This is a genomic window from Arthrobacter sp. UNCCL28 (assembly GCF_900102805.1).
Taxonomy (GTDB): Bacteria; Actinomycetota; Actinomycetes; order Actinomycetales; family Micrococcaceae; genus Arthrobacter; species Arthrobacter nicotinovorans_A.
In genome coordinates this window covers 569,614-595,034 of sequence record NZ_FMWE01000001.1, presented here as the reverse complement: position 1 = coordinate 595,034, position 25,421 = coordinate 569,614, and the positions used below count along the sequence as shown (strand labels likewise).

Genomic DNA, 25,421 nt, shown 5'->3' with positions numbered 1-25,421 from the left:
GGCCCGCACGGGTCCGTCACCGCCGTCGTGCACGGTATTGAAAAGGCGTTACTTAACGATGCCCTTGTCCTTGAGCCACGCAGCGGCGGCATCCTTGGGAGCCTGCTTCTGGTCACCGCTGACCGCGCGGTTGAGGTTGATCAGGTCATCGGTGGTGAGGATCTTGGAGACGTTGTTCAGCGCTTCCTTGGCCTTGTCCGTCATCTTGTCCTCCTTGACCAGCGGCAGGACCTGCTGGGCTTTGAAGTTGTTCTTGGGATCCTCAAGAACAACGAGGTCGTTGTCGACGATGGACGGGGTGGTGGTGTAGATATCGGCCACCTGGACCTTGTCCTCAAGCAGCGCCTGCAGGGTCAGGTTGCCACCGCCGTCGCTGAACGGCTGCAGTCCCTTGAGCTCGCAGTTGTAGTTCTTCTTCAGCCCCGGGAAGCCGTAGGAGCGCGTCTCGAACGTGGCCGGAGCTGCCATGGTGAAGTCCTTGCACACCTTGGCCAGGTCCTCGATGGACTTCAATTGGTACTTCTCCGCCGTCGCCTTGGTCACTACCATGGCGTCCTTGTCCTCGGCCTTGGAAGCATCCAGCACTGCCAGGCCGTCCGGAAGCTTGCCGGGAAGGGCCTTGTAGACGTCCTCGGCTGATACTTCCGCTGCCTCGGTATCCACAAAGGAGAGGAGGTTGCCGGAGTAATCCGGGACGAGGTCCACGGAGCCGTCCTGGACAGCCTTGAAGTAGATTTCACGGGAGCCGATGTTGGGCTTGGACGTGGCAGTGAGTCCTGCCGCGTTGAGGGCGCCAACATAGATCTCGGCGATGACCTGGCTTTCCGGGAAGTCAGCCGATCCAACCACCAGCGAGCCACCGGCAGCGGAACCGCCCGAAGCCGACGTGGACGGTGTGGCCAACGGGCTGCCGCCACATGCGCTCAACGCAAGGGCCACACCCAGTCCGGCTGCGAGGCCGCCGAGACCACGGCGCGTAAGGGTCATGGGGACGGGGTTCTTCATGGTGTACCTCCTTGAACGGCAGCCCCGGCTGGAGCCGCGGCTGTGAGATCGTCGGCTGCCTTGTGGCTGCCGTTTGAGTCGAGGGTAAGGCCCGGGGATAGGACCAGCCGTTGCACGCCGGCGAGGATCAGGTCCACGGCAATGGCCAGGCCGGCGATGAGCAGGGAACCGCCAAGCATCCTGGGGAAATCCTGCAGGACGAGTCCGTCAAACAAATAGCGGCCCAGCCCGCCGAGGGGCAGGTAAGCCACCACGGAAACGGTTGCGATGACCTGCAACACCGCGGTACGGATTCCGCCGAACATGACTTGCAGGCCGTTGGGAAGTTCCACGCGGAAGAGGATCTGCAGCTCGGTCATGCCCATGGCCCTGGCAGCATCCACCACCGTGGCGTCCACACTGGAAATACCGGCGTAAGTACCTGCAAGCAGCGGCGGGACCGTGAGGATCACGAGCGCCCACACCGGTGGCATCAAACCGCTGCCGGCGAGCAACGCAAACAGCACCAGCAACCCGAGCGTGGGGAGCGCCCGGAGCGCACCGGCCACGGCAACAGCGACCACGCGTCCACGGCCTGTGTGCCCGATGAAGAGACCGATGGGAACGGCGATGGCGGCCGCAATGAGGAGGACCAGGGCGCTGTACTGCAGATGTTCCAGGACACGGGTGGGAATGCCACCGCTGCCGGTCCAGTGCTTGGGGTCAACGAGCCAGGCAATCGTCTCGGCAAAGATATTCATGCGGACGCCCCCGGATCCGGGCGGAGGCCCGACTTCGCCACGCGGGGTCCGGCCTTGGGCTCAGTGAGCAGGGTGTTGGCGTCGGTGCGGGAGGACTGTCCACCGGCTGCGCGGGTCCAGGGAGTCAGAAGCCTTTCCAGAACCACCAGCACCGCATCCATCAGCAGTGCCAGCACCAGAATGGCAATGATGCCCACCACTACCTCGGTGACGAAGGTCCGCTGCAGCCCGTCGGTGAAAAGGACGCCGAGATTTCCCACGCCCAGCAGTGCCGCGACGCTGACCAGCGAAATGTTGCTGACCGAGACCACCCGGAGTCCGGCAAACAGCACCGGAAGCGACAACGGCAGGTCCACCTGGAAGAAGCGCGCCAGGGGTTTGAAGCCCATGGCCACGGCTGCATTCCGGAGGTCGTCGTCCACCGAATCAAAGGCGTCCATCGCTGCACGGACCAGCAGGGCTACGGCGTAGATCGTCAACGCCACCACCACGTTCAGGGGGTCCAGGATCCGGGTGCCCAGGATGGTGGGAAGGATGATGAACAAAGCCAGGGAAGGAATCGTGTACAGCAGCGAGGTGGCAGTAGCCACTACGGAGCGGAGCGTGCTGTTGGCCCGGGCCAGCTGGGCCAACGGGATGGAAATCAGGAGGCCAAGGACCATGGGAATGATGGCGAGCACCATATGCTGCCCAGCCAACCCGAAAACCAGGCCGGTATTGCCGAGGAACCACTCCATCAGGTGGCGTCCTCCCTGTGGTGCCGGACTTCTTCAATGAGGGCCAGGACTTCGGGCGCCTTCAGGACTCCGGCAACGCGGCCGTCGTCGTCCACTGCTACGCCAAGACCCGACGGCGAGGACAACGCCGCGTCCAGGGCGCGGCGCAGGGTGTCTCCCTTGCGGAACAACGAACCGCCCGGGATCAAACCCGCGCCGTCACGCGGAGAGGACCATCCCAGCGGGCGGGAGTCGGCGTCCACTACCAAGGCCCACTCCCCCGATGCCCGGCCCGCCTGATGACCAGCCGAAGGGCTGACCATGGTTACCGGGTGCAGGGTGACGGCATCGGCTGTATTGAAAGCAAGGTGCCTGAAGCCGCGGTCGCGCCCGACGAAGGATGCGACGAAGTCGTTGGCCGGCGCCCGAAGGATTTCTTCCGGCGCAGCATATTGAGCCAGTTTTCCTCCCACGGCGAAGACGGCAACTTTATCGCCAAGAACAGTTGCCTCATCGATGTCGTGGGTGACAAAGACGATGGTTTTAGCCAGTTCCCGTTGCAGGCGAAGGAGCTCCTGCTGAAGTTCGTCACGGACCACTGGATCAACCGCGCTGAAGGGTTCATCCATCAGCAGGACGGGTGGATCAGCAGCGAGCGCCCGGGCAACCCCGACGCGCTGCTGCTGGCCACCTGAGAGCTGGGACGGGTAGCGCTTGCCAAGAACCGAAGCCAGCCCCACGACGTCGAGCAATTCCTCTGCGCGTTTGCGCGCATCGGACTTGGATACCCCGTTGAGCCGCGGGACTGTAGCGATGTTATCCAGCACCGACCGGTGCGGCAGCAGGCCCGATGACTGCATGACGTAGCCCATGGAGCGGCGTAGCTCCGGGGCGGGAACCTGCGAAACGTCCTTGCCCCCAACGGTGATGGTTCCGCTGGTTGGCTCCACCATCCGGTTGATCATGCGCAGGGATGTGGTCTTGCCGCAGCCCGAAGGGCCAACAAACACGGTGATGGAGCCTTTGTCGATGGACATGCTGAGAGCGTCCACGGCTGGCTGCCCACCCTGGTATTGCTTGGTGACGCTCTTGAACTCAATCATGGCTTCGGCCATACCCGGGCTTACCTATCTGTGGTGGAGAACATCGGTAGAGCCACATGATCATATGCACTCTTATTACTTGGCTGCAAAGCAATCTTCACCCAGCGTAGCCAGCACCACCGACGATGTCAGCGCCGCCACGAGTTCTGTAATGAATCGGCAATGTTCATCGCTTCCGCCGTTTGCCTGCTTTGCCTCCCCGTGCCTCAGCTTGGTCGTGCCTGTACCTTTCCGCCGCGCGCTGGCCGCGGTCCGCCGACATGACCTTTTGGTGCCATTCGCGCTGGTACGCACGCCGGGCTGCTGCGTCGTGTTTCCGGGCCAGGGCAGCCAACTCACGTTGCAGTTTCTGGTAGCTGGCCCAACGCCGGGGATCCAGTGTTTCCTCCGCCAGCGCCTCCTGGACCGCGCAGCCCGGCTCCGCTTGGTGGGCACAGTCGGCGAAGCGGCATTGGGCGAAGAGAGTTTCAAGATCGCCGAACATCTCCTCCATGCCCTCGTCCGCGTCAAAGAGTCCAAAACCACGGACGCCCGGGGTATCCATCAGCACCGCACCGCCGGGCAGTGGCACCAGTTCACGTGAGGTTGTGGTGTGTTTGCCCTTGCCGTCACCTGCCCGGACCGCACCGGTTTGCTGGACCTCATGGCCGGCAAGGGCATTGATGAGCGTTGATTTTCCTGCACCGGAAGGACCCAACAGGACAAGGGTTGCACCAGTGGGTATGTGTTGCAGGAGTTCATCGAGCCCGTCCCCTTGCTCTGCAGAAGTGGTCACCACCTCCACTCCTGCAGCCTGCAGAATGACCTCCCCCACGACGTCGTCAGCCAGATCGGCCAGGTCGGCTTTGGTGATGACCACCAGCGGCGTAGCACCGGAATCCCACGCCGCAACCAGCGTCCGCTCAAGACGGTTGTGGGTCAGGGGACGGTCCACCGGCACCACTACGGCCACAATGTCGATGTTGCTGCCAAGGACCTGTTCCTCGGACGAGGCCTCAAAGGCGCGTTTCCGGCTCAGCGCCGACTGCCGGGGAAGAACCTCGACGACGGCAGGCTCACCCGCGGTGTTATGGCCCAGCCATACCCAGTCACCGGTAGCGGGTACCGGTCCCTGTGTTGGATAGGGCAAGTGCAGCAGACCGTCTGCCGACGCTACGAGCACCCGGTTGCGGTCCAGGCGCACAATACGGGCCGGGCTGGAGTTTTCCTGCTGTTCCGGTGGAGTGTGGACGCGGAAGAGCTCCGCGGTTTTATCGGTGTAGCCGTACTCTGCTGGTCCCCTGGCGGGACGTTGCTTGGTTGATGCCGGGCTGAAAGATGGGTCGCTTATTGAAGCGTAAGTTTTCAATGGAAGCCTCTGGTGAGGTCCGGCCGCCTAGCTTTGGCTGGCTGATGCCGGGACAGGAATGATGGGCTGATGACGGCGCGCTGCAACGGGCAGCGGGGCACGCAAGATCATGGCAATCATCAAATCCACCTCCTCGGCATCCAGGCCGGCAACCAAAAAGCCGGCAACGTTGTTCAGAGTAGCCAAGGCGCGCAACTTTGGCTAGTCCCAGGCTCCGCGGTTTTAGTCGAGCTTCCCATTTACCGGGCGCTCCCGGTGGAGCCGCAAGGCAGTGTCAACCAAAGAAACCCGGTTGAGTTTGCCGACGTCGTCCAGCGGAACCCAAGCAGCATGGGTGGTGCTTCCATCTACCTCGTGGGTCAGTTCGCCGCCCACCACCGTGGCCTCATATACCAGGCGCAAGGCCTGGAAGTCCCTGACTGAGCCATCCGGGCGGACATCGCCGGGCCAGTGGCCGACGTCGATACCCAGCATGCGATCAATACGCGCTTCGTAGCCGGTTTCCTCGAAAACTTCGCGCCGGCAGCCGTCCACAGGATGTTCAGCGAGGTCCAACCCTCCGCCGGGAAGTGTCCACCCTTCTTTGCCATCCTGCTTCCAATAGGCCAGCAGGATCTTCCCTTCCCGGATCATTACGGCGTAAGCGGCTGGGCGGGTGTCGAACTGCAGGGTCATGGTGCCAGCATAATTGCCTGTCCGGCTCCCTTAGGGAAGTTCGGCCGCCTCGATGGGGCCGGCTTCCACCGGACCCAGATCCGGCGCCTCGCGAAGTTCGACGACGGTCCCCGGCTTTCCGAGTTCGAGCACCTTGATGCTGTTACGGCCGGGCTTAAGCAACGGAGCGGGTGCGTAAAGGGTTACTTGGGGGCCTTTGTTCCAGTACCTGCCGAGCAGGAAGCCGTTGAGCCAGACGAAGCCCTTCTCCGAACCCGGCAAAGCGATGTAGGTATCGGCCGCCTCGCCAATCTCGAACTCGACTCCGGACAGGACATCCAGGTGGTCCTGCGTCCACTCGGCCAATGGCACCGGAGTCTGCGTCCAGTGGAAGGTGTATCGCTGGTTGATGAGGACGCCTCCGAGGATGCCTTTGCCATGTCCGGTCAAAGGACCGTAGTTGATCCGGCCCAGGTTCTCCACGAGGATCTCAAGCCTGGCAGCAACACCCGTGCCGGTAACCAACAGCCCTTCGGCACCGGTGACGTCATCAAGGACACCGGCAAAATTACCATCCACCCATACATAGGCGCGGTCATTAAGGCCGGTGATCTTGAGCCGGCTTTCAACGGGCATCCCGGGTTGTCCGGGCAGGATGGCTTCAGCTGAATACAGCACCAAGCCGGCGTCCAGTCCCAGCTGCTCAAAACTCAGCGGCTTGACGCTGGCAACGGCAATCCCCGCGTTCCGGACGATCGAAAGGAGGCCTTGCCCGCTACCCAGTGGCAGTGACTGGGCCGGAACAACGGGAGAATCCGCCAGCAATTCCACTGGGAGTTCCGGGAGTTCTTCGATGCCCTGGGCACGGAAGAATTCTTTTCGGAAAGCATGGAACTTCGGCGTCAGGGTGCCGTTCTCCGCGATCGGAGCGTCGGAATCGTAACTGGTGACCGTGGGCTGGAGCATGGTGCCGTCGTGGTTGCTGCCCGAGGTGAGGCCGAAGTTGGTCCCGCCGTGAGCCATGTAAGCGCACAGCGATCCGCCGGGATCGAGCATCTTGCGTGCTTCCGCTGCCGCGTCATCGGCGTCGCGGCGGTGGTGGAGTTCGCCCCAGTGATCGAACCAACCTCCCCAGAACTCAACGTTGAAGAACGGCTCTCCGGGGCGGCGCCGCTGCCAGGTGGCTATGGCTTCATCGCCCCGGCTTCCCAGCGTGGCGGTGGCCCAGGTGCCGTCGATTGAGCCGCCGTCGAGGAAGTAGTCGGTGCCGCCGTCGGCAGTGAAGAGCATCTCGGTGATGCCCCGCTCTTCCAAGGCCCGCCGGTTCCATCGGATGTATTCGTGGTCGTCACCGTAGCTGCCGTATTCGTTTTCTATCTGCACGGCCACTACAGGACCTCCTGACGAGGCCTGCCGTGACGCCACGATCGGCAGAAGGTGGTTGAACCACTCCTCAATGGCCGCAGTGAACACGGGGTCCATGCAGCGCAGGCCGATCCCCGGAATGCCGGTCAACCACGCCGGAAAACCCCCGTTGTCCCACTCGGCACAGATATAGGGCCCCGGACGGACGATGACGTCCAGGCCCTCCCCGGCAGCGAGGTCCATGAAACGTCCGATGTCACGCCAGCCGCTGAAATCCGGGGCCTGGTCGCGCTTAGGCTGGTGGAAGTTCCAAGCAACGTAAGTGTCCACGGTGTTGGCGCCCATGGCTTTGAGACGACGCAGCCGGTCCTGCCACAGGTCCGGGTGCACGCGGAAGTAGTGGATGGCTCCAGCGAGGATGCGATACGGTTCACCCGAACGGTAAAGGACGGCGTCGTGGTAGCTCAGGAGGGCGTTGTTCACGTGGAACAGATTAGCTCAATTTCCAACATTTATGCACAGGCGATGATCACATGACCAATCTTGATACTTCCCCCGCCCAGGAAGTATGTCCGGCGGCCCACGAAGGTCAGGGGCCTTGCGTGCAGCTGTGGCCCGAACGCGAAGTTCCCCTCGGCGGTGTCCGGGCCATGAACGTCATGCGGACCCTGCCCCAACGTGGGCTGCCTACTGTAGGTGCGTGGTGCTTCCTGGACAGTTTTGGCCCGGACCGGGTGGCCATGAGCGTCCTGCCCCACCCGCACAGTGGCCTTCAAACTGTCACGTGGCCCCTCGAAGGGGCCGTCAGGCACCGGGACAGCGTGGGCAGCGATGTCGTGGTCCGGCCAGGCGAGCTCAACATCATGACCGCGGGCCATGGAATCTCGCACTCGGAGTTCTCAGTCCTGCCCGCCACCAGCGGATCAAGTTCAAGCCCGCTGGTGGAACAGCTGCCTGTCTCCCGTGGGCTGCAACTGTGGGTTGCATTGCCCGAAGAGCACCGCCACCGGGCGCCGTCGTTCGAGCAGGTCCAGGACCTGCCCGTGGCGGTGGGCCAGGGTTTCACCGCCACAGTGATGGTGGGGGAATTTGCGGGCCAGCGCTCCCCCGCCACCATGTTCAGCCCCATTCTTGGAGCCGATATCACCGGCACTGGAACCCTTGAGCTGCCTTTGCAACCGGAGTTCGAACACGCCGTGTTGGTCCTGGACGGCCACCTTGTCATTGACGGCCAGGATGTCGAGGCCGGCCCGTTGGCCTACTTGGGCGCAGGTAGATCGCTTCTGAGCGTGGAAGCAAAACCCGACACCCGCTTCATGCTCCTGGGCGGCGAGCCGTTCGGTGAAGACCTGCTCATGTGGTGGAACTTCGTTGGGCGGACGCACGAGGAAGTGGAACAGGCCCGCGAACAATGGGAGGCCGAGGGTTTGCTCGACGACGCCGCTGCCGCCACCTCACGCTTCGGGCACGTCCAAGGCCACGGGCCAGACGCCGGACCGGAGGCCGGACGAATTCCCGCTCCCCCGCTGCCAGGCGTCAAGCTGCGCCCCAGAACCCGCGGCTGAGTCCTAGTACCGCCAATACCCCCACGCGGTGTGGGGTATTGGCGGCACAAGAGTCCCCTAACGGCGCTGCTCGGCCACCAGCCGCGGCACACCGAACACAGGATCCTGCTGGAGGATGCGGACATCAGTGATGCCACGTTCGGCCAGCTTTGCCTTGAAGGCTTCCTGCAGCAGCGGGACGTTCATGCCCAGTCCGCTGCCGAGAATCACCGGACCGTCCAGGCCCAGTTGCCGAACGGCCTGTTCGGCCAGATCAGCCAGATCCTGGGCTGCCTGGGCCACCATTGCCCTGCTGACCCCGTCTCCGGCAGCGGCGGCTTCCACCACGATCCTTGCCTGCTGTGCCCAGTAGCGGCGACCGGTGTCCGGCGAATGGAACAAGGCGATCAGCTTGCCGGGTTCATCCACCCCGCACGCGTCCAACAAGGCCTGGCTGAGCTCATCGGGCTCCAGACCTTGGTTCATGCGCTTCAGGCTGTGCCGGACGGCCTCACGCCCCAGCCAATAGCCGCTTCCTTCATCGCCCAGGAGGTAGCCCCAGCCACCTGCGCGGGCCTCTTCGCCGGCGTCGTTCTTCCCCCACGCGGCTGAGCCTGTACCGGCGATGACGGCAACACCGGCACTGGCGCCACCGGCCGCCAACAGCAAGCGGGAATCATGGACCACAGTGATACGGGCCCCGGGCGCATGGGGGGCGATCAGGTCTGCGAGCGCCTGTGCATCTTCGTCCGTATCGATCCCGCCGGCACCGGCGTAAACCTCGTCGATCCCGCCGCCACCGATTTTGCCGAACAGTTCGGCAAGGTTGGCTGCTGCCTGTTCCCTGCTGACGTTCTGCACATTGGAGCTGCCGGCGCTTTCATCCCGGACGGGCGTGCCGTTCTGGAACCGCACGCCACGGGTCTTGGTGCCGCCGATATCGAGCCCAATGACCGTTCCGCTCAAGGTTTCCGCGGGGGCAAAGGAATGCTGGGCCGAGTCAAGATTGTTCACCGTGAAAGACTAGCTTGGAGCGTCCGGAGGAGAAACTGCACATGCCATATTCCCTGTTCCATACACCCTTTATTGCAGCTCCAATGGCGGGCGGAACGTCGACGCCGGCTTTGGTGCGCGCCGTTCATGAGGGCGGCGGACTCGGGTTCCTTGCCGCGGGCTACAAGGGAGCGGACGCCATGCTTGCCGAGATTGCTGCGGCAAGGGCCCTGGGCATTCGTTTTGGCATGAACGTCTTTGTCCCCGACCAGCGGCAGCTCCCACCCGACAGGGAGGCTGTGGCTCGGATCGAGGCCTACCGTGCAGAGCTGGAACCTGAGGCTGCCCGATACGGGGTGGCGCTGCCACCCCTCCGCCTCGACGATGACGACGCCTGGCAGGACAAGATCGATGCCCTGATCGCGGACCCCGTGGAGTTTGTCAGCTTCGCATTCGGCCTCCCGGGAAAGCCGGTGGTCCGGGCCTTGCAAAAAGCGGGCAGCCGTGTCATTTCCAGTGTTACCAGTGCCGAGGAAGCTCTTGCTGCTGCAGAAGAAGGCCCCGACGCCCTTGCGGTGCAACACAACTCTGCCGGAGGGCATACTGCGGCCTTCCTGCCTGCCCGGCGGGGACAAGAAGCCCGCACGACGGCGGAACTGCTCGCCCAGGTGCGTGGCGCCGTCGGCCTTCCCCTGATCGCGGCAGGAGCCGTCATGGACAGCCAAGGGCTGCGTGAGGTGCTGGCAGCCGGGGCGTCGGCCGCGCAGATCGGCACGGCCCTGGTGCGGACCACCGAGAGTGGCGCCCGGCAACCGCACAAGGACGCGTTGGGAGACCCTGCGTTTACGCAAACAGCCATGACCCGTGCGTTCACCGGAAGGATGGCCCGATCACTGGTCAATGACTTTGTTCGTGACCACCAGGACGCCCCTGAGGGATACCCTGCCATCCATCACCTCACGGCACCGGTCAGGGCGGCTTCGTCGGCGGCCGGGGATCCGCAGCGACTGAACCTGTGGGCAGGCACCGGCTGGCAGCGGGCGCGGCAAGGCTCAGCCACTGACGTGGTCAGGGAGTACCTGAACGGGCTCTGACGAGCTCCGCCAACAGTTCCCCGCCCTCGGCGACCACCAGTTCACGGAAAAGCCGCACGGCCTCGGGCTCGAAACTTCTCTCCCGCCAGGCAATGCCGATCTGCCGGAAGGCCAGGTCCGATTCGATGGGCACCTCTACCAACCCCAGTTCGGCTTCGGGCAGGAACTGACCTGTTCCTGACCCTGGGCCGGCAGGGGGAAGGATGGCGAACCCCAGGCCCGCCGAAACAAGGCCGCGTGCGGAGGTGGATTCCTGGACTTCGAACGCGATCCGCGGGCGGAAACCGGCCTCGCGCAGGAGCGTCTCGCCCAGCGCGCGCAGACCAACTCCGGCAGGAAGTGTCACATAGGGGTCGTGTCGCAGTTCTTTGAGGTGCACACTGGTCCGCCCAGCCAAAGCGTGCCGGTAATGCAGGACCACCCTGAGCGGCTCGCGGTAGAGCGGAAGGGACCGGATGCCCTTGCCTTCGGGGGCTATGGGCGCAGTCAGGGCGAAGTCCATCCCACCGCCGGCCAACTGCTTCAGGCAATCGTCACGCGGACCCTGCCAAAGCTCAAAGACCGCATGCGGATGGCGCCCACGGAAGGCACTGATCAGCAGCGGAAGTGTCGCTTCGCCAAAGGTGTGCTGGAAGGAAACGCCGATCCGTCCCCTGACGACGTCCGACTCGTGCCTGACCCTGTCCAGCCCGGCCTGGAAATTCTCCAGCGCGGCTTCGATGTAGGGCAACAGGGTCCTGGCCTCAGGGGTGAGCCGGATGCCCCGTCCGTCGCGAACCAGGAGATCGGCCCCCACAATGGCACTGGCCCGCGCCACCGCACGGCTCACCGTTGACTGTGGAACGCCGAGGACCTCGGCGGTTTCTGTCATGTGCTCTGTGCGGCCCAGCTCGGCAAGTACCGGCAGCAGGGGAAGGAGTTGGATGAGCTGATGATGGTCCGGTTCCATGGTGTTCTCCCCTTTGCCGGCGGCCCGGCTCATGACTCAACAGGCTCAATTGATGCTCTCTTGCATCAATTGTAGGTAAACCATGCATTGGAATGCGGAGTTGCCATGGTCCTAACCTTGCCGGGTGACCAACACCATCGCCACTGGCAATGCAGGAACCTGGGACGGCCATGCCAAAGGCTCCCGTGGCTACAGGCGTGTCCTTGCAGCATTGGCGCTTGCCGGCGTCGCGACGTTTGCCCAGTTGTACTCCACCCAGGCTGTCCTGCCCCTGATGGCCGGCGATCTGAACATCACTGCCGCTGAGGCGGCGCTCAGTATTTCCCTGGCTACTGCAGGCCTTGCCGTCACAGTGCTGCCCTGGTCCTTTGTGGCAGACAGGATCGGCCGCGTGCGTGCCATGGCCATCGGCATTGCAGCGGCGACACTGCTGGGGCTGCTGGTGCCCTTGGCGCCCACCGTGCCCCTGTTGCTGGCTCTGCGCACCTTGGAAGGCATGGCTCTGGGCGGCATACCGGCCATAGCCATCGCCTACCTCAATGAGGAAGTGACCAAAGTACACACGGCTCTGGCAGCAGGAACCTACGTGGCAGGGACAACCCTGGGCGGTTTGGCGGGACGGCTGGTGGCCGGCCCGGTGGGGGAACTCTGGGGCTGGCGTGCCGCGACCCTCGCTGTCTCCTTGCTGGCCACCGTGTCCGCTGTGCTGTTCCTGGTACTCGTCCCCCGGCAACGACGTTTTACTCCCGCCCCGGCCCTGGGATTCCGGGGCGCGCTCAGGACCCTTAAAGGGCACTCGAGCAATCCCAAGCTGTTCTCGTTGTACTTGCAGGCCTTCCTTCTCATGGGCGGTTTCGTGGCGGTCTACAACTACCTGGGTTTTCGATTGCACGCCGAACCCTTCGGACTTCCGGCCACCGTTGTGAGCCTGATCTTCCTGGCGTATCTGTCAGGGACCGTGAGTTCACGATGGGCCGCTGGACTGACTACCAGGTTTGGCAGGCGCAACGTGCTGGTGACCGGAATCGGCGTGATGTCCGCGGGCCTGGCACTGACCTTGGTGGAGAACCTCGCTGCCACCTTGGCCGGGCTCGTGATCTTTACCGGCGGCTTCTTCGCCGCCCACAGTGTTGGTTCCGGGTGGACCGGAGCCTTGGCGAGCACAGGCCGGGCGCAGGCTGCGTCCCTCTACAACCTTTCCTATTACCTGGGTTCGAGCGTCATAGGTTGGGCTGGGGGGCTCGCTTTCCAGGCGTTCGGCTGGCCGGCCCTGGCGTTGGGAGTGATCGCCCTTTCAGCTACGACGGCGGCGGTCACCTGGGTGGTGCACCGCCCGCCGCGCCACTCCCCGTGATTTCGGCCGGCCTGCCCCTACAATCGGAGGCATGACACAGGTCCCAAAAAGCCGGGAGTTGTCGTCACCGGAGCGTTTGCAGGCGTTTACGGATGCCGTGGTGGCGATTGCCTTGACGTTGTTGATTCTTCCGTTGATGGAGAGCGTCGGTGAACTGGCCGACCACCAGGGCACCACTGCCCAATGGCTGGAGGAAGAACAGTACGCTGTGCTCGGCTTCGTGTTGAGCTTTGTCCTCATCGCAGTGTTCTGGGTCCAGCACCACAAGCTTTTCCGCAGCGTCAAGCACGTGGATTCAGGATTGTTGTGGTTGACGGTCGCTTGGATGTTCACCATCGTGGTGATGCCGGTGGCAACCTCGCTGTCCACCCAGATGGCCTCCGATTGGGCCCAGCCGCTGGTGTACATCGGGACGCTCTTTGCCACCAGCCTCCTGCTCCTCTTGGCCCGTACTTATTTGCGGTCCCACCCGGACCTCCACGCCATGGACGAAGCCGAGGCAGTATCAGGGATTCGAGCCAGCGGCATCGTCTCGGCGTTGTTCCTGGCCTCGCTGATCCTGTCCCTGGTCATCCCGGGTGCAGGAAACTGGCCCCTGCTGCTGATGCTGCTCAGTGAGCCACTCCAACGGCTGGACCGGCGATGGGTCCGCCGCACGTCCACCCCACGCCCGCCTCACGATAGTCGCTGAACATTTCACCGATTAGGATGGATGAAAGGCAATTTCAGGAGGATCGGTGTCCAACCCCACGAAGAATGTTCGGTCAAGCCCGGGCAGCGCAGAGCCGCTGGACGCGATCGATGAACGAATCCTCGCAGCATTGGTCGATGACGCCCGTATCTCCAACAAGCAGTTGGCTGAGCTCGTGGGAATCGCCCCCTCCACCGCCTTGATGCGGACCAGGGCCCTCTCCGAGCGCGGCATCATTGAAGGCTTTGAAGCCGTCTTGAGCCTGCCCGCGATCGGACGCTCCGTACAGGCCCTCATCGCTGTCCGTCTTCGCGCCCACGACCGCGACCAGATCGACCGCTTCACGGCCCGTGTTCCGAAACTTCCGGCGGTCATCTCCACGTTCCACACCACTGGATCCGTGGACTACCTGTTGCACATCGCCGTCGCAAATACTGACGACCTCCGCAATTGGCTCCTGGACAACCTCGCCACGGATCCCGTAGTGGGCCACACGGAAACCACCATGGTCTTCCAGCACATACCGGGCAATCGCGGACCGCTGCCTGAGTAGTGCGCCGTGGCGGCGCAAACCGTCAGGAGCGAACAGCGCTCCGCAGCGAGATGACCGCGAGCGTGAACGCAGCAACTCCGCACAGGAGCGTGAAGCCCACGACGGCGGTCTGCAGGCCAAGTGCCGAGACAGCCATTCCCAGCCCAATAACGGGAACGGCGCTGCCCAAGTAGGTGATGACGTAGACGGTGCTGATGACCTGTGCATGGCGGGCGGCTTCAACCTTCCCGGCGACCTCGTTGAAGACCTGCCGGAACGCAATGCCCTGGCCCACGCCTGCCGTGATGCTCGCTGCCACCAGCAACCACGGGCTTGTCCAGGCGGCGGCAGCACCCACCAGGACAACCGAGACACCCAGGACGGCCAGCGCCACTGGAACCACAAAGCGTCCACGGGTACCAAGCAACTGGCTTAGCGCCGAAGCGCCCAGTGTGACTCCGGCGAGCAACCCGATCAGTGGCCGCGAGTCCACGTGGACCACACCGGCGAAGTATCCGGGTGCCAACGACAGGCAAAATCCGAAGACCGCGAAGCTCAGGAACCCGGTGGCGGCGGCCATCCAGAATGCCCCACGGGCATCGTGGGAGATCGATGGCTTCCGCGGGGCGAGGACCTTCAATGGCTTTGGACCTGCCGCCGGAGCTATCGCGGGGCGGGCCTTCAAGAGCCACAGGGGAATCAATGCTGCAAGCAGGACCGCCGAGTGAACGTAATAGGGAGTCCGGGTAGGGTCCGGCAGGAGTGACAAGAGTCCGCCGATGGCGGGACCAGCGGCCACGCCGCCTGCAGAGGAAAGCAACGTAAACCGTGAGGCCCACTCGGGTCGCTGTGGGAGAAGCTCCCGCAAAGCCGCAGAACTGGCTCCGGTTGCCAGTCCCACTGCAACTCCCTGAAGCGCCCTGCCCAAGGACAAGGCAACCAGCGAGCCGGCGTTGGCGAAGATCACGCCACCCACCAGTCCCACAAGAACGGCCAGGACCAACGCGGCCCGGCGCCCGATGTGGTCCGACCAGTGGCCGGCCACCATGAGGACACCGACCAGCGCCAGGACGTAGCTGGAGAATGCGACAGTCACATCCAATGACGTCATGCCGAGCCTGGCCTGCAACAGCGGATACAGCGGGGTGGCCAGGTTGGCGCCCACCAGCAAGGTGAAGATCACGACGCCGGTCAGGACCAGCCTGGCGGTGGTGGAGGCATCCCATCCCCAGCGGTCGGCGGTCACCGGACGCATGCGGAGTTCGCTCAAGACAGTCATTTCCATGCCTTCGGGCTCGGTGGCCGGATGGTGGGTTCCTTGTGGGAAGCACAATCCGGCAAAGTATTGGTGGCAACAGAATCTAATAGTGCTGATCTCCGGGCGATAAAAAGATGCAAAGATTGAGCAAAAGAATCAAAGTAGGACCACCCAAGTGAGCTGGAGTGACCATTTGAACACCCTAGACCCCATGGACCTGAAAATCCTCCTGGAACTCATCAAGGACCCCCGCATCCAAATCGCCGAGTTGAGCGATACTTTGGGCATTGCCCGCAATACAGCCCAGAGCCGGGTGAAGCGCCTCCTGCGGTCCGGAGTGCTGCATGCCGCGGGCAGGGAGGTGGACCTCGAGAAGGTGGGCTACGACGTCGTGGCTTTTGTCACCATTGAGGTGACACACCGCGAGCTCGACGGCGTCATAGGCGCCTTGCGCCTGATCCCCCAGGTCCTTGAAGTCCACGAAATTTCAGGGCGCGGCGACCTGTGGTGCCGCGTCGTGGCCACGGACACGCACAACCTGCAGTCGGCGCTGCGGTCTGTCCTTCGCACCAAAGGCGTCATCCGCACGGAAACCGTGCTCGCCCTCCATACCCACATTCCGTACCGGACAGAGCCGCTGATCGAACGGATGTCCGCAGCGCCAACACGGACAAGGCAGGAGAGCCAGAGCCCGGGTTCCCAGGCTCGAACAGACTAGGATTTCAGGAATGGATTGGCTCTCACACATCTCCCAAATCAACTGGTTCGCTGTACTTCTGGCCTTCGTCTCAAGCATGGTCATCGGCTTCGTTTGGTACATGCCGGCCGTGCTGGGCCGCAGGTGGATGCAAGCCATCGGCAAAACCGAAGACGACCTCAAGAACATTGAAGGCGGCGCAGGAATCTGGGTTCCCATGATGGCGGCCGCTGCCCTGACCAGCATCCTCCTGGCTGTGCTCATCAGCGCCCTGGAACTCAACAATTTCTGGGCCGGCGGTTTCTTCGCGCTCATCGCCGCCCTCGTCTTCCGCGCCGGCGGCCACGTGATCCACAATGGCTTCGCGGGCCGACCCACCGCAGTAACAGTGATTGATTCGGGCCACGACCTCGTTGCCATGACCATTGCGGGCGCCATCATCGGAGCCATGCAGTAGCGTTCAACCAGTGACCATCATTGACAACGCCGTATATGTAGACGGCGTCCGCACAGCCACACCGCACAGCCTTGAGCAAACGTTCGAGACCCTGGCGGAACACGGCGGCATGGCCTGGATCGGCTTGTACCGTCCCACGAAAGACGAGATGGCCGCCGTCGCCCAGGAATTCGGGCTCCACGACCTCGCCGTCGAAGACGCTGTGTCCGCGCACCAGCGGCCAAAGCTTGAGCGGTACGACCACAATCTGTTTACTGTCCTCCGCCCGGCCAGATACCTCGATGAAACCGAGACGGTGGAATTCGGCGAGCTGCACATCTTCACGGGGCCAAATTTCGTGGTGACCATCCGGCACGCTGAAACCGGAGGAGTCGCCCGGGTCCGGCACCGGCTGGAGACGCGTCCGGACCTTCTCTGCCATGGGCCTGAAGCTGTGCTGTACGCGCTCCTGGACCAGGTAGTGGATGACTACGCGCCGGTTGTGGCAGGTCTTGAGAACGACATCGACGAAATCGAAGACCAGCTCTTCAGCGGCGACAGCGCCGTTTCCCGCCGCATCTACGAACTTGCCCGTGAAGTGATCCAGTTCCAGCGGGCCATCCAACCCCTCCCGGACATGATGGCGCTTCTGGAAAAGGGATTCGAAAAGTATGGCGTGGACATTGAGCTGCAGCGCTCCCTCCGCGACGTCGAGGACCACGTTCAGCGGGTTATCTCCCGCGTGAACTCGTTCCGGGACCTGCTGCAGAACGCGCTCACCCTGGATGGCACGCTGACTGCCAACCGCCAAAACGAGGCCAGCGCCGCGCAGAACGAGCAAGTCAAGAAGATCTCCTCCTGGGCTGCCATCCTCTTTGCACCCTCCTTCGTGGCAGGTGTGTACGGGATGAACTTCGACCATATGCCCGAGCTGCACTGGGACTATGGCTATCCCTTGGCGGTGGGGCTCATGTTCGGTGCAGCCCTGCTCATGTACCTCATTTTCAAGCGCAAAGGCTGGCTGTGACGCCTCTGTTGAGGCCAGTTCCGGGTTCGGCCCGGGACACCCTGCGCACCTTGCTTGAGGGCCTGGAGCACGACGCCGGACGGGCGGGTTTTGAGCTTGAGCCCAGTCAGCGTCAGGCAGCCGAGCGGTTGGCGGCCTTCGGCGCCCAACTGACGGGCCGTCGTCGTGCGCTTTCCCGGAAGGCGCCGCGGAGCCTGTACCTTCATGGACCGGTGGGCCGGGGCAAGACCTGGTTGATGGACAGCTTCCATGGACGGTTGGACGCACGGAAACGGCGTGTCCACTTCCACGACTTCTTCCGCAGCCTGCACGCCGGAACCCATGGTTTGGAGACCGGCAACGGAACAGCCATCCAGCAGTCCGTGGATGCGCTGCTCGATGGCATCGACGTGCTGTTCTTTGACGAATTCCATGTCCATGACGTTGGCGATGGCATGTTTATTGCCCGGTTGTTGCGTTCAGCTGCGCAGCGTCGCATCCCCCTGGTGGTGACCTCGAACTACGCCCCGGAGGAACTCCTGCCCAATCCCCTCTGGCATGAGCATTTCCTTCCCACCATCGAGGCCATCAAAGAAATGATGGACATCGTGGAAATCAGCGGTGCCTCGGACTTCCGCCGGTTTCCAGCGAAGGGAACGGCTCCCGCCACCGGGTTTGATGCGTTCCGCTCGGGTCGGATCATCTCCCCCGGCACCGCCGGGCAGTTGGGGCGCCTGGGCCTATTCAGGCCGGCACCGTCACAAAGCCGCGTGCTGACCCCCACCACCCAACCGGTGGTGGTCAGGAATTCGGACCCCGATCTCCTCTGGGTGGATTTTGAGGAACTCTGCGGCGGGCTGACTTCAACAGCGGACTTCCTGGTGTTGGCCGGGACCTACAAGACCTGGGTGATCGACAACGTCCCCTCCCCTGCAGGGAATGACCCGGCCTCGGCACCTGCCTGGCAGCGTTTCAGCAACGTGGTGGACGTGCTGCACGACCAGGACATCACGCTGTTCCTGATCGGCAAGGGACCTTTGGACTTCGATATTGAGGCGTCCGGTGGTGATTCATCTGTTTTGCCGGTGGACCTGGCACGGATAGCGAGTCGGCTGTCCTTGTTGGGACGCTTCCAGGACCACGATGGCGCGGACACTCCCCCGGGCAATTTACCGGGCGGTGGCCATGGCACTCTCCCGGGCAACGAAAAGGCCGCCGGAAGCTAAGCTTCCGGCGGCCCCTTCGAACGATGCAGGGCTTGCGCTTAGATGACGCCGCCGGCTGCGGACGGGGCGCCAGCGTCCTGTCCGCCGTCGCCGACGGTTTCGCGGGCGACGTAGTTCTCGATGTCGAAGAGGTTCTCGGCCCGCTCCGTGATGTTGAGCAACGTGGTCATGGAAGCTACTTCCTCAACCTGCTCCTTCAGGAACCAGAGCATGAACTGCTCGCCCAAAGCATCTCCCTCGGCGCGGGCAACGCGGAACATCTCCTCGATGTTCCGGGTGACTTCCTTTTCCTGCTCCAAGGCCAGCGCGATGGGTTCCTTGGCGTTGGTGAAGTTGTTGCGGACGGGGGCAATGCCCGGGATCTCCACGTGCACGTTGCGGTCCAGCATGTACTGGACCATCATCATGGCGTGGTTGCGCTCCTCAAGGGATTGACGGTAGAAGTGCCGGGCGAGCTGCGGCAAGTCTTCACCATCAAAGTACACAGCTACTGCGATGTATTGCTGGGAGGCGGCAAACTCGTTCGCGACCTGGGCGGACAACAGCTCATTGAAAGTCTTCTTAGCCATGGCTCGATCCTACAGGCGGACCATGCCTCTTCCGGTGGTGAGGTTCGCCACTGCTCAGGGCAGCACCATGCTGATCCACACACCCGCTGTGGCCGCCAGGACGCTCACCGCCATGGTCCCCAACCCATTGATGACCGCCAACGCCGTGCGCCCGCTTTGAACCAGCCGGATCGTCTCAAGGCTGGCAGTGCTGAAGGTTGTGTAGCCGCCCAGGAAACCTGTTCCCAGAATGAGGAGGAGGGAATCCGGTGCCTGCCCACGCATGACCAGTCCACCCAGGAAACCCAACAGCAGCGAACCCGAGACATTGATGGCCACGGTGCCCCACGGGAAGGCAGTCTTCAGGCGTGCCCGGAGGAAGCCATCGACGACGAACCGTACCGCCGCGCCCAGCCCACCTGCCAGGGCAAGAAAGATGACCGTCACGATCGAGGCCCCATTCCGCGCCTGTGGTGCCAGGCGCCCACCCAGATACCGGCAGTGGTTGCTGCGGCCCCGCCCAACAAGCTCGCCGCGAGGTACCCTGCTGCGGCAGTAGCCGCCCCGGCAGTAAACAGGTGCACTGCGTCCAAGGCCAGCGTGCTGTAGGTGGTGTAGGCACCCAGGAAACCCGTACCCAAGGCGAGCCGCAGGACCTGGCGGTTGCCGACGTCGGGCCCCCTGCGGGAAAGTCCCTCAAGCAGCGCGCCCAAGGCCAGGGCCCCCGAAAGGTTGATGAGCAGGGTGGGAAGCGGCCACGCACCGGGCGCGGGAATCACCAGCCCCAGGCCGTACCGCGCCAATGCTCCGAACACCCCGCCTGCTGCCACGATCGCGATGAACTTGCCCCGGAGATGGACGGAGCTGTGCTCTTTAGTCCTCGGCATCGTCGGTGGGGATCCGGGGATTGACGGGGACAACCAGCACGGGCCGTTCCTGGCGGTGGAACAAGTGGCGGGCCACCGAGCCAGCTGTCAGTTCCTTCATCGCCGCGGCCAGCTTGTGCTCACGGGTACCCACCACGATCATGGACGCTCCGGTGTCCTCCGCTTCACGGGCCAAGGCGCGGGCAGGCTCCCCCGCCAGATGGACCAGCGACCATTGAACTGGCGTGCCGTCCAAATAATCGTGGAGGGCTTTGGTGAGGGATTCGGGAATCGCGTGAGGATCCTCATCAACCCCATCGGGGTCGATCGGCGCGGCCGGCCCCCCAGTGGTGCCGTCCACCGGATACACCGTAACGTCCGCGTAGGCGCACACCAGCGGAAGCCCGGCGCTGGCTGCAACACTTGCCGCTTGTTCGAGGACCACTGGGTGTTGCCCCGGCATGACGCCAACCAGGATGGGGCCGGCCGCACTCGTGGGGGCCTCGGAACGCGGAGCGGGAGTCTCTGTCACAGGGAAAGTCTACGGCGTGGTACTGACGCTGCCCGGTGAGGGAAATGCTGCTCAGTGAAGGAGTCGATATTAGGCCCCTCCCGATTAGCGGCGGGCCCGGATCTCAGGGCCGGCTCCGGCCCGACCATAGCCCGTACAGCAAGGGGAGGACGGAGCCGATCATCAGCACGTTGCCCAATCCGGGATCGTCCGCCCGCAGGATGGCTCCGGCAATCAGCAACGCGCCGAAAACCAGCGCCGCGACTGCCCGTCGGGCCGTCAGGAGAAGCCGCGCAATCTGGCGCTCCAGGCGTCGGTTGCCCACCTGGAGCGAACCTTCTTCTGCCCGCGTCACCAGCCCGTCCAGCCTCTTGGGCAGGCGCAGGGCTATGGCGGCGGCTTCGAGCGTTTGGGATGCGACATCGTTAATCAGGTTGCCGCGCTCGTCCCGCAGCAACTGTGCAGCGTATGGTTCAACGGAGTCCCACAGGTTGAAGCGGGCATCCAGCGAGCTGCACACTCCCGAGGTCAGTGACATGGCCCTGATGATGAGCAGGAAGTTCTCGGGCAGCTGGAAGGGAAGGGAGCGGATCACGCTGCCGAACTCATTGCCGAATTCGCGGAACTCCCTCGGGTCAACATCGCGAAGCTCGGCGAAACCCATGCCGCCAAACCGGGCAAAGAGTTGCGTCATGGCCCGTTCAAGCTCCGCGGTATCGGCAGACTTCATCAGCACTCCCACATCACTGATGGCGGTCACCATGCCCTTGCCGTCCCTTGAGGCAGCGGCGATGAGGAGCTTCCGGAGGCCGCTGCGTGTCTTGACCGGGACCTCACCCATCATGCCGAAGTCAATAAACGTCAGCTTCCAGGGATGTTCGCTGGATGGATCATTGGACGGCGTGACGAAGATATTGCCGGGATGGGGGTCGGCATGGAAGAAACCGTTGGTGAACAACTGCTCAAACATCACCGAAGCGAATACCGGTGCCACCTCGGACGGGTCGATGCCGGCCAGGCGAAGCGAACCGGCGTCGGTGATCTTGATGGCGGTGACATCTTCGAGGGTGAGCACACGGCGGGTGGTCCGCTCCCAGACCACTGCAGGGACCGTCACCCGTGCGTCGTGGGCGAAGTCAGCAGCAAAACGCTCGGAGTTGGCTGCCTCATTCAAGTAGTCGATTTCCTCGAGGCTGGTCTGCGCAAATTCCTTGATGAGGGCGGGCACATCTGCCCGGTTGGAGACGAGGCGTATACGGCTCAGCCAGCCTCCCACCTTGCGCAACGCAGCGAGATCGACGTCGACAATCCCGGCGATGCCGGGCCGCTGCACCTTGAAGACCACACTGCTGAGGCCAGTGTCCTCGGCATTGCCGGCCAGGAGCTTGGCCCGGTGCGCCTGTCCCAGTGATGCAGCCGCGATTGGCGTCTCCTCGACAGAGGCAAAGACCGATTCCAAGGGCGCGCCAAGTTCGGCCTCGGCCAAGGCCCGGATGGCGGGAAACGGAACCGGCGGAACTTCGTCCTGAAGCCCTTCCAGCTCTGCGGTAATTTCCGGTGGCAGCACATCAAGCCTGGACGACATGAACTGGCCAACCTTGATCATCAGTCCCCCGAGGTCCACCGCAAGGCCATGAAATCGCCGGGCGAAGCGCCGCATCCTGGCAGCACGGTTCCGTTCGGTCAGGCGGCGCAAGCCCACCCTGGGCAGGAACAGCTCAAACCACCATGTGACCGCCAAATGCCACGCGGCGAATCGCAGAATCCGACGATAGCGGGCACGGGGATTACCTGTGCCGCTCGTGGAATCAATCCGTTCGGGCCGAACCGACGTCACCCCTTCAGTCCTGGGCGAGGATCGAATACAGGCGGCGGCGGGCCTCCTCAAGCACCGTCACAGCCTCCTGAACTTGCTTCGGCGTTCCGGTACGGCCAACCTGTGCCGCGGCCTGCGCCAGGTCCACTCCTGCCTTGGGCAATGCGGCGAAGCCCGGGCTTGATGGTGTACCCAGGGAATCCCAGGGTGCGGACGTCTCAGACCCTGCCACGTCTTCCCGCCCGGCTTCGGTCAGGGAGTAGATTTTGCGTCCGCTGGATTCCTCGGCGCTGACGAAGCCCTCGTCTGCCAGCAGTTGCAGTGTGGGATAGACCGAACCAGCACTCGGCTTCCAGCTGCCGCCGCTGCGCTCCTCGATTTCATGAATGATCTGGTAACCGTGCATAGGACGCTCAGCGAGGAGGGCAAGGATCGCCGTTCGCAGTTCGCCGCGGCCGGCGCGGGTTCCTGAACGTTTCTCGAACCGGGAACGGAACTCTTCAACGGCCTGCCACATGCCGTCCAGGTTGTTGCCCATAAATCCGTTTGCAGGGAATGAATTGTGCATCAAGCTCACCTCAATCAATCGCGAACGATACTAAACGATAGTTAACGATATACCCCCGCGCGGTTCCAAAACAACGAAAAAGGACCATCCATGGGAAACGAGGAGGCCGTGGTCCTCAAGCCTCAGGTCCTTGTGGGCAGGGCCGGACAGCACTTCTGGGGTGATGCCGTCCGGCCCCCGCTGCGGAACCTTGGGGCAGCCCCGGCGAACGAGGGGGATCATTGGCCGACGCGTGGGCTCCGCTGGGTTCAGTAAAGGCGAAACGGAGGGGTGGGCACACGAGTAGTTGGTACTCGTCTTTTGCTTGCCCGGGAAGGGGCCACTACTTGCCGGGCATGAAGGCCGGAGGGCTAAATGTGGAGCTCAGGAGAGACCAGCGGCCGCGGCGTGCAGCTGCACCATGAGCCCACCGACCAAAGTCCAGTGAGTGGACGGCAGTGCCCTGGCCAGTTCCACACACTGTGGCCACGGAGTTCCCCAACCTCCCGGAGGAACGGGCACGTCCCAGGACTCGCGGACACCTGCTGGTTCGGCGGCGTCAAGTCCCGCCTCAGACATGGAGAAGGCCATTGATGACACGTTGCCCGGCGCTGCGTTCGCGGGTCGCCAACGAGCCCATGAGATCTACGGCGATCGCCGCCACCGGCGCCCGCCCGTCGACGAAGGGTTCGCCCAAATCGACTTCATGAATGATGGCGTTGCCGTCGGGATCTTTGACCAGGCCGAACGCGTCCGCGAGGGCGGAGACGTCTCCGCTCATGACGTAGCCTTCGGCAGTCCCGCTCCCACCTGCCATCCCGAAGGTCCCTGCAATGGACTCCTCGCGCATGGCCGATGCACCACTGGGGATCAGATGATCGTTAAGTGCCGCCAGCCCGTCCGAGGTCGCCCTATAGCGATGGGTTTTGTCCTTGTTCCGGGCAAGAACAAAAACGGCGTCGGCGTCCAACTCACGCAACCGGCTCTTCAACCGGGACTTCTCCGAGGCACTGATCCAAGTGGGGTTCTGGCCAGAGAGCAGCGCCAAGGCAGCCCAGGCAGTCCTGGCCGTCCAAGCACGGCCACGACGGGTGCCGGCGATGGCCAAGCGCTCCACCGACGACCGATCGATGAGCAACATACGGCCAGCCCTGCCACTGGCCGTCAACTGTCCAGAGTCGACCAGGTCATGAACTGAGGCACGAGTAATGCCAAGCCTGCCCCCGACCTCCGCGACAGTCATCTCCTTCTTGTACATACACTAAACCCTACAGTCGTGGGGCTTAGTGTCAATAGTTGAAGATGAGCGACAGACGCTCGGAGTTTGCAGCGGGCATCCACCGTCTCGGAAGCTTGTTGTGGGTGAGCGCTACGGCGACGACCCACAGCACGGAAGGTTCGACGGCAGGCACACAGAGCAGAAGGGCTCTGGCATTTTTCGACACGGATGCCGCGTCGAAGACCTCCGGGATTCGTAACTGGTGACAGGTCAAGAAGCACCGCCATCTGTGGAGCTAAGGAGATTCGAACTCCTGACCTCTTCGATGCGAACGAAGCGCTCTACCAACTGAGCTATAGCCCCTGGACCAGTCCGTATCCGACCGGCCAGTGTCCCTAGGCTACAAACTTTCCCGACGCTTTTCCAACCACGACACGAACGTCTCCCTACCATCCTTCTGCCCCGGGATCAGGTTGTTGCCGGCACGGAGGAACGCACCCATGGCACCGGGCAGCGGCACCTCCAGGATCCGGCCACGCGTGCCGGTGACCCTTTTCCATGACTCCGCCATCTTCCGCATGGTGAGCAATTCCGGGCCAACTACCGTCCGCAGACGGTGACGGTCCGGAGACGCGCTCTCCAAAGCGGCATCGAGCAAGGCTGCGGCAACGTCCACCGGAGAGATCGTCTGGAAGCTGGCACCCCTGAACACAGGAATCAGGCGCACCTTCGCTCCAGCGGCAAAAATCGCCGCAACCAAGCCGTGGAACTGAGATGCCCGGACCACCACGGTCTCCATCGGTGACTCAGCGTACTTGCGCTCTTTGGCAGCCTTGGACGCGTAGTAGGAGTAGGTGCTCTTGTCACAGTTGATGATGGACAGCACCACCGCCCTTCCGACCCCCGCACGGTGTGCCAAGGCAAGAAGCCGGGCACCGCCGTCGGCGAATTTCTTACGGGCTTTGCCAAGCTGCCCTTCAAGGCAGTCGATAACGACGTCGGCACCCGCCAATGCGGTTGCCAGCCCTTCGCCGGTGGTGACGTCGCCCGCAAGGTAGGTGACGCCGTCGTGATACTTCGCTGAGCCGGGAGGCGCCACGTGGCGGGACAAAGAGATCACCGTGTGACCGGCAGCAGAAGCAAGCCGGACAACTTCCTTTCCGACCTGGCCTGTACCGCCCGCGACACAGATGATGGCCATGC

General features: G+C 63.3%; 29 protein-coding genes and 1 tRNA gene. 10 read left to right on the top strand and 20 right to left on the bottom strand.

Features of this window, described 5'->3' with window-relative positions:
• Positions 1 to 48: 48 nt before the first annotated feature.
• The 8 genes from BLQ01_RS02695 to BLQ01_RS02665 form a co-directional block, all read right to left on the bottom strand.
• Positions 49 to 1,005: an ABC transporter substrate-binding protein gene (locus BLQ01_RS02695; protein ID WP_026539909.1), complete on the bottom strand. Its 957-nt coding sequence runs from the start codon at positions 1,003 to 1,005 to the stop codon at positions 49 to 51.
• Complete coding sequence (locus BLQ01_RS02690; protein ID WP_026539908.1) at positions 1,002 to 1,745, bottom strand: ABC transporter permease; 744 nt, start codon at positions 1,743 to 1,745, stop codon at positions 1,002 to 1,004. Before BLQ01_RS02690 ends, BLQ01_RS02695 begins: the two co-directional genes overlap by 4 nt.
• A complete protein-coding gene (locus BLQ01_RS02685; RefSeq protein ID WP_026539907.1) occupies positions 1,742 to 2,482 on the bottom strand; it encodes an ABC transporter permease in 741 nt (246 codons plus the stop codon). Before BLQ01_RS02685 ends, BLQ01_RS02690 begins: the two co-directional genes overlap by 4 nt.
• The gene (locus BLQ01_RS02680) at positions 2,482 to 3,576 is read right to left on the bottom strand and encodes an ABC transporter ATP-binding protein (protein WP_026546230.1); all 1,095 of its coding nucleotides are present in this window, start codon (positions 3,574 to 3,576) and stop codon (positions 2,482 to 2,484) included. Before BLQ01_RS02680 ends, BLQ01_RS02685 begins: the two co-directional genes overlap by 1 nt.
• 154 nt (positions 3,577 to 3,730) lie before the next feature.
• Entirely contained in the window at positions 3,731 to 4,912 is a 1,182-nt protein-coding gene (gene rsgA, locus BLQ01_RS02675; RefSeq protein ID WP_091550026.1) for a ribosome small subunit-dependent GTPase A, read from the bottom strand.
• Positions 4,913 to 4,939: 27 nt separating this feature from the next.
• On the bottom strand, positions 4,940 to 5,098 hold the full coding sequence (locus BLQ01_RS22270; RefSeq protein ID WP_167332876.1) for a hypothetical protein: 159 nt from the start codon (positions 5,096 to 5,098) through the stop codon (positions 4,940 to 4,942).
• A 36-nt stretch (positions 5,099 to 5,134) separates the two neighbouring features.
• The gene (locus BLQ01_RS02670; RefSeq protein WP_091550025.1) at positions 5,135 to 5,587 is read right to left on the bottom strand and encodes an NUDIX hydrolase; all 453 of its coding nucleotides are present in this window, start codon (positions 5,585 to 5,587) and stop codon (positions 5,135 to 5,137) included.
• A gap of 30 nt (positions 5,588 to 5,617) precedes the next feature.
• Positions 5,618 to 7,414: a glycoside hydrolase family 35 protein gene (locus BLQ01_RS02665; RefSeq protein ID WP_091550023.1), complete on the bottom strand. Its 1,797-nt coding sequence runs from the start codon at positions 7,412 to 7,414 to the stop codon at positions 5,618 to 5,620.
• A 50-nt stretch (positions 7,415 to 7,464) separates the two neighbouring features.
• Between BLQ01_RS02665 and BLQ01_RS02660 the strand changes: the two genes are divergently transcribed.
• Entirely contained in the window at positions 7,465 to 8,496 is a 1,032-nt protein-coding gene (locus BLQ01_RS02660; protein ID WP_091550021.1) for a pirin family protein, read from the top strand.
• Positions 8,497 to 8,553: 57 nt separating this feature from the next.
• On the opposite strand, the gene BLQ01_RS02655 is transcribed toward BLQ01_RS02660, so the two are convergent.
• Entirely contained in the window at positions 8,554 to 9,489 is a 936-nt protein-coding gene (locus tag BLQ01_RS02655) for an N-acetylglucosamine kinase (protein WP_091550020.1), read from the bottom strand.
• Positions 9,490 to 9,530: 41 nt separating this feature from the next.
• Between BLQ01_RS02655 and BLQ01_RS02650 the strand changes: the two genes are divergently transcribed.
• A complete protein-coding gene (locus tag BLQ01_RS02650; protein WP_175493328.1) occupies positions 9,531 to 10,562 on the top strand; it encodes a nitronate monooxygenase in 1,032 nt (343 codons plus the stop codon).
• Here the strand turns inward: BLQ01_RS02650 and BLQ01_RS02645 are convergent.
• Complete coding sequence (locus BLQ01_RS02645; RefSeq protein ID WP_026539899.1) at positions 10,537 to 11,511, bottom strand: LysR family transcriptional regulator; 975 nt, start codon at positions 11,509 to 11,511, stop codon at positions 10,537 to 10,539. The two genes, BLQ01_RS02650 and BLQ01_RS02645, sit on opposite strands and share 26 nt — an antisense overlap.
• A gap of 124 nt (positions 11,512 to 11,635) precedes the next feature.
• On the opposite strand from BLQ01_RS02645, the gene BLQ01_RS02640 reads away from it, so the two are divergent.
• Genes BLQ01_RS02640 through BLQ01_RS02630 form a run of 3 tightly spaced genes read left to right on the top strand, consistent with a single transcriptional unit; the run spans position 11,636 to position 14,109 of the window.
• Complete coding sequence (locus tag BLQ01_RS02640; RefSeq protein ID WP_091550016.1) at positions 11,636 to 12,865, top strand: MFS transporter; 1,230 nt, start codon at positions 11,636 to 11,638, stop codon at positions 12,863 to 12,865.
• Positions 12,866 to 12,896: 31 nt separating this feature from the next.
• Positions 12,897 to 13,556, top strand: coding sequence for a TMEM175 family protein (locus BLQ01_RS02635; protein ID WP_026546238.1), 660 nt, complete (start codon positions 12,897 to 12,899; stop codon positions 13,554 to 13,556).
• A gap of 46 nt (positions 13,557 to 13,602) precedes the next feature.
• Complete coding sequence (locus BLQ01_RS02630; RefSeq protein ID WP_026539896.1) at positions 13,603 to 14,109, top strand: Lrp/AsnC family transcriptional regulator; 507 nt, start codon at positions 13,603 to 13,605, stop codon at positions 14,107 to 14,109.
• 22 nt (positions 14,110 to 14,131) lie between these two features.
• Here the strand turns inward: BLQ01_RS02630 and BLQ01_RS02625 are convergent, their stop codons facing one another.
• Positions 14,132 to 15,367, bottom strand: a complete 1,236-nt coding sequence (locus BLQ01_RS02625; RefSeq protein ID WP_175493327.1) for an MFS transporter — start codon at positions 15,365 to 15,367, stop codon at positions 14,132 to 14,134.
• A 172-nt stretch (positions 15,368 to 15,539) separates the two neighbouring features.
• Between BLQ01_RS02625 and BLQ01_RS02620 the strand changes: the two genes are divergently transcribed.
• From BLQ01_RS02620 to zapE, 4 genes are read left to right on the top strand one after another with little or no spacing between them, the layout of a single operon-like run.
• Positions 15,540 to 16,064, top strand: coding sequence for an Lrp/AsnC family transcriptional regulator (locus tag BLQ01_RS02620; protein ID WP_026546240.1), 525 nt, complete (start codon positions 15,540 to 15,542; stop codon positions 16,062 to 16,064).
• A 10-nt stretch (positions 16,065 to 16,074) separates the two neighbouring features.
• The gene (locus BLQ01_RS02615) at positions 16,075 to 16,500 is read left to right on the top strand and encodes a DUF1761 domain-containing protein (RefSeq protein ID WP_026546241.1); all 426 of its coding nucleotides are present in this window, start codon (positions 16,075 to 16,077) and stop codon (positions 16,498 to 16,500) included.
• Positions 16,501 to 16,510: 10 nt separating this feature from the next.
• On the top strand, positions 16,511 to 17,506 hold the full coding sequence (gene corA, locus BLQ01_RS02610; RefSeq protein ID WP_026546242.1) for a magnesium/cobalt transporter CorA: 996 nt from the start codon (positions 16,511 to 16,513) through the stop codon (positions 17,504 to 17,506).
• A complete protein-coding gene (gene zapE / locus BLQ01_RS02605) occupies positions 17,503 to 18,711 on the top strand; it encodes a cell division protein ZapE (protein WP_254779171.1) in 1,209 nt (402 codons plus the stop codon). The genes corA and zapE overlap by 4 nt, the downstream gene beginning before the upstream one ends.
• A 38-nt stretch (positions 18,712 to 18,749) precedes the next feature.
• Here the strand turns inward: zapE and BLQ01_RS02600 are convergent, their stop codons facing one another.
• The 6 genes from BLQ01_RS02600 to BLQ01_RS02575 all read right to left on the bottom strand — a co-directional run bounded on the left by BLQ01_RS02600 (position 18,750) and on the right by BLQ01_RS02575 (position 23,020).
• Positions 18,750 to 19,280, bottom strand: a complete 531-nt coding sequence (locus BLQ01_RS02600; protein ID WP_026539891.1) for a ferritin — start codon at positions 19,278 to 19,280, stop codon at positions 18,750 to 18,752.
• 54 nt (positions 19,281 to 19,334) lie between these two features.
• On the bottom strand, positions 19,335 to 19,706 hold the full coding sequence (crcB, locus tag BLQ01_RS02595) for a fluoride efflux transporter CrcB (protein WP_091550013.1): 372 nt from the start codon (positions 19,704 to 19,706) through the stop codon (positions 19,335 to 19,337).
• Positions 19,703 to 20,146, bottom strand: coding sequence for a fluoride efflux transporter FluC (locus tag BLQ01_RS02590; RefSeq protein WP_091550011.1), 444 nt, complete (start codon positions 20,144 to 20,146; stop codon positions 19,703 to 19,705). Before BLQ01_RS02590 ends, crcB begins: the two co-directional genes overlap by 4 nt.
• Entirely contained in the window at positions 20,133 to 20,657 is a 525-nt protein-coding gene (locus BLQ01_RS02585) for a universal stress protein (RefSeq protein WP_091550009.1), read from the bottom strand. Before BLQ01_RS02585 ends, BLQ01_RS02590 begins: the two co-directional genes overlap by 14 nt.
• A gap of 103 nt (positions 20,658 to 20,760) precedes the next feature.
• Positions 20,761 to 22,473: an ABC1 kinase family protein gene (locus tag BLQ01_RS02580; RefSeq protein ID WP_091550008.1), complete on the bottom strand. Its 1,713-nt coding sequence runs from the start codon at positions 22,471 to 22,473 to the stop codon at positions 20,761 to 20,763.
• A 4-nt stretch (positions 22,474 to 22,477) separates the two neighbouring features.
• On the bottom strand, positions 22,478 to 23,020 hold the full coding sequence (locus BLQ01_RS02575; protein ID WP_026539886.1) for a PadR family transcriptional regulator: 543 nt from the start codon (positions 23,018 to 23,020) through the stop codon (positions 22,478 to 22,480).
• Positions 23,021 to 23,110: 90 nt separating this feature from the next.
• On the opposite strand from BLQ01_RS02575, the gene BLQ01_RS22265 reads away from it, so the two are divergent.
• Positions 23,111 to 23,275 (top strand): hypothetical protein, encoded by a 165-nt coding sequence (locus BLQ01_RS22265; RefSeq protein ID WP_175493326.1) that lies wholly within the window; start codon positions 23,111 to 23,113, stop codon positions 23,273 to 23,275.
• 295 nt (positions 23,276 to 23,570) lie between these two features.
• Here BLQ01_RS22265 and BLQ01_RS02565 read toward each other — a convergent pair whose 3' ends face one another.
• From BLQ01_RS02565 to BLQ01_RS02555, 3 genes are all read right to left on the bottom strand, one after another.
• Complete coding sequence (locus BLQ01_RS02565) at positions 23,571 to 24,242, bottom strand: helix-turn-helix domain-containing protein (RefSeq protein WP_254779168.1); 672 nt, start codon at positions 24,240 to 24,242, stop codon at positions 23,571 to 23,573.
• A 266-nt stretch (positions 24,243 to 24,508) separates the two neighbouring features.
• Positions 24,509 to 24,581: transfer RNA gene (locus BLQ01_RS02560), tRNA-Ala, on the bottom strand.
• 37 nt (positions 24,582 to 24,618) lie between these two features.
• Entirely contained in the window at positions 24,619 to 25,419 is an 801-nt protein-coding gene (locus tag BLQ01_RS02555; protein ID WP_091550004.1) for an SDR family oxidoreductase, read from the bottom strand.
• Positions 25,420 to 25,421 lie beyond the last annotated feature (2 nt).

Coding starts and splice junctions, on each gene's coding strand:
- BLQ01_RS02695 (WP_026539909.1), bottom strand. CDS start 1,005: ATGAAGAACCCCGTCCCCATGACCCTTACGCGCCGTGGTCTCGGCGGC.
- BLQ01_RS02690 (WP_026539908.1), bottom strand. CDS start 1,745: ATGAATATCTTTGCCGAGACGATTGCCTGGCTCGTTGACCCCAAGCAC.
- BLQ01_RS02685 (WP_026539907.1), bottom strand. CDS start 2,482: ATGGAGTGGTTCCTCGGCAATACCGGCCTGGTTTTCGGGTTGGCTGGG.
- BLQ01_RS02680 (WP_026546230.1), bottom strand. CDS start 3,576: ATGGCCGAAGCCATGATTGAGTTCAAGAGCGTCACCAAGCAATACCAG.
- BLQ01_RS02670 (WP_091550025.1), bottom strand. CDS start 5,587: ATGACCCTGCAGTTCGACACCCGCCCAGCCGCTTACGCCGTAATGATC.
- BLQ01_RS02660 (WP_091550021.1), top strand. CDS start 7,465: ATGACCAATCTTGATACTTCCCCCGCCCAGGAAGTATGTCCGGCGGCC.
- BLQ01_RS02650 (WP_175493328.1), top strand. CDS start 9,531: ATGCCATATTCCCTGTTCCATACACCCTTTATTGCAGCTCCAATGGCG.
- BLQ01_RS02645 (WP_026539899.1), bottom strand. CDS start 11,511: ATGGAACCGGACCATCATCAGCTCATCCAACTCCTTCCCCTGCTGCCG.
- BLQ01_RS02635 (WP_026546238.1), top strand. CDS start 12,897: ATGACACAGGTCCCAAAAAGCCGGGAGTTGTCGTCACCGGAGCGTTTG.
- BLQ01_RS02625 (WP_175493327.1), bottom strand. CDS start 15,367: ATGACTGTCTTGAGCGAACTCCGCATGCGTCCGGTGACCGCCGACCGC.
- BLQ01_RS02615 (WP_026546241.1), top strand. CDS start 16,075: ATGGATTGGCTCTCACACATCTCCCAAATCAACTGGTTCGCTGTACTT.
- BLQ01_RS02600 (WP_026539891.1), bottom strand. CDS start 19,280: ATGGCTAAGAAGACTTTCAATGAGCTGTTGTCCGCCCAGGTCGCGAAC.
- BLQ01_RS02590 (WP_091550011.1), bottom strand. CDS start 20,146: ATGCCGAGGACTAAAGAGCACAGCTCCGTCCATCTCCGGGGCAAGTTC.
- BLQ01_RS02575 (WP_026539886.1), bottom strand. CDS start 23,020: ATGCACAATTCATTCCCTGCAAACGGATTTATGGGCAACAACCTGGAC.
- BLQ01_RS22265 (WP_175493326.1), top strand. CDS start 23,111: ATGGGAAACGAGGAGGCCGTGGTCCTCAAGCCTCAGGTCCTTGTGGGC.
- BLQ01_RS02565 (WP_254779168.1), bottom strand. CDS start 24,242: ATGACTGTCGCGGAGGTCGGGGGCAGGCTTGGCATTACTCGTGCCTCA.
- BLQ01_RS02555 (WP_091550004.1), bottom strand. CDS start 25,419: ATGGCCATCATCTGTGTCGCGGGCGGTACAGGCCAGGTCGGAAAGGAA.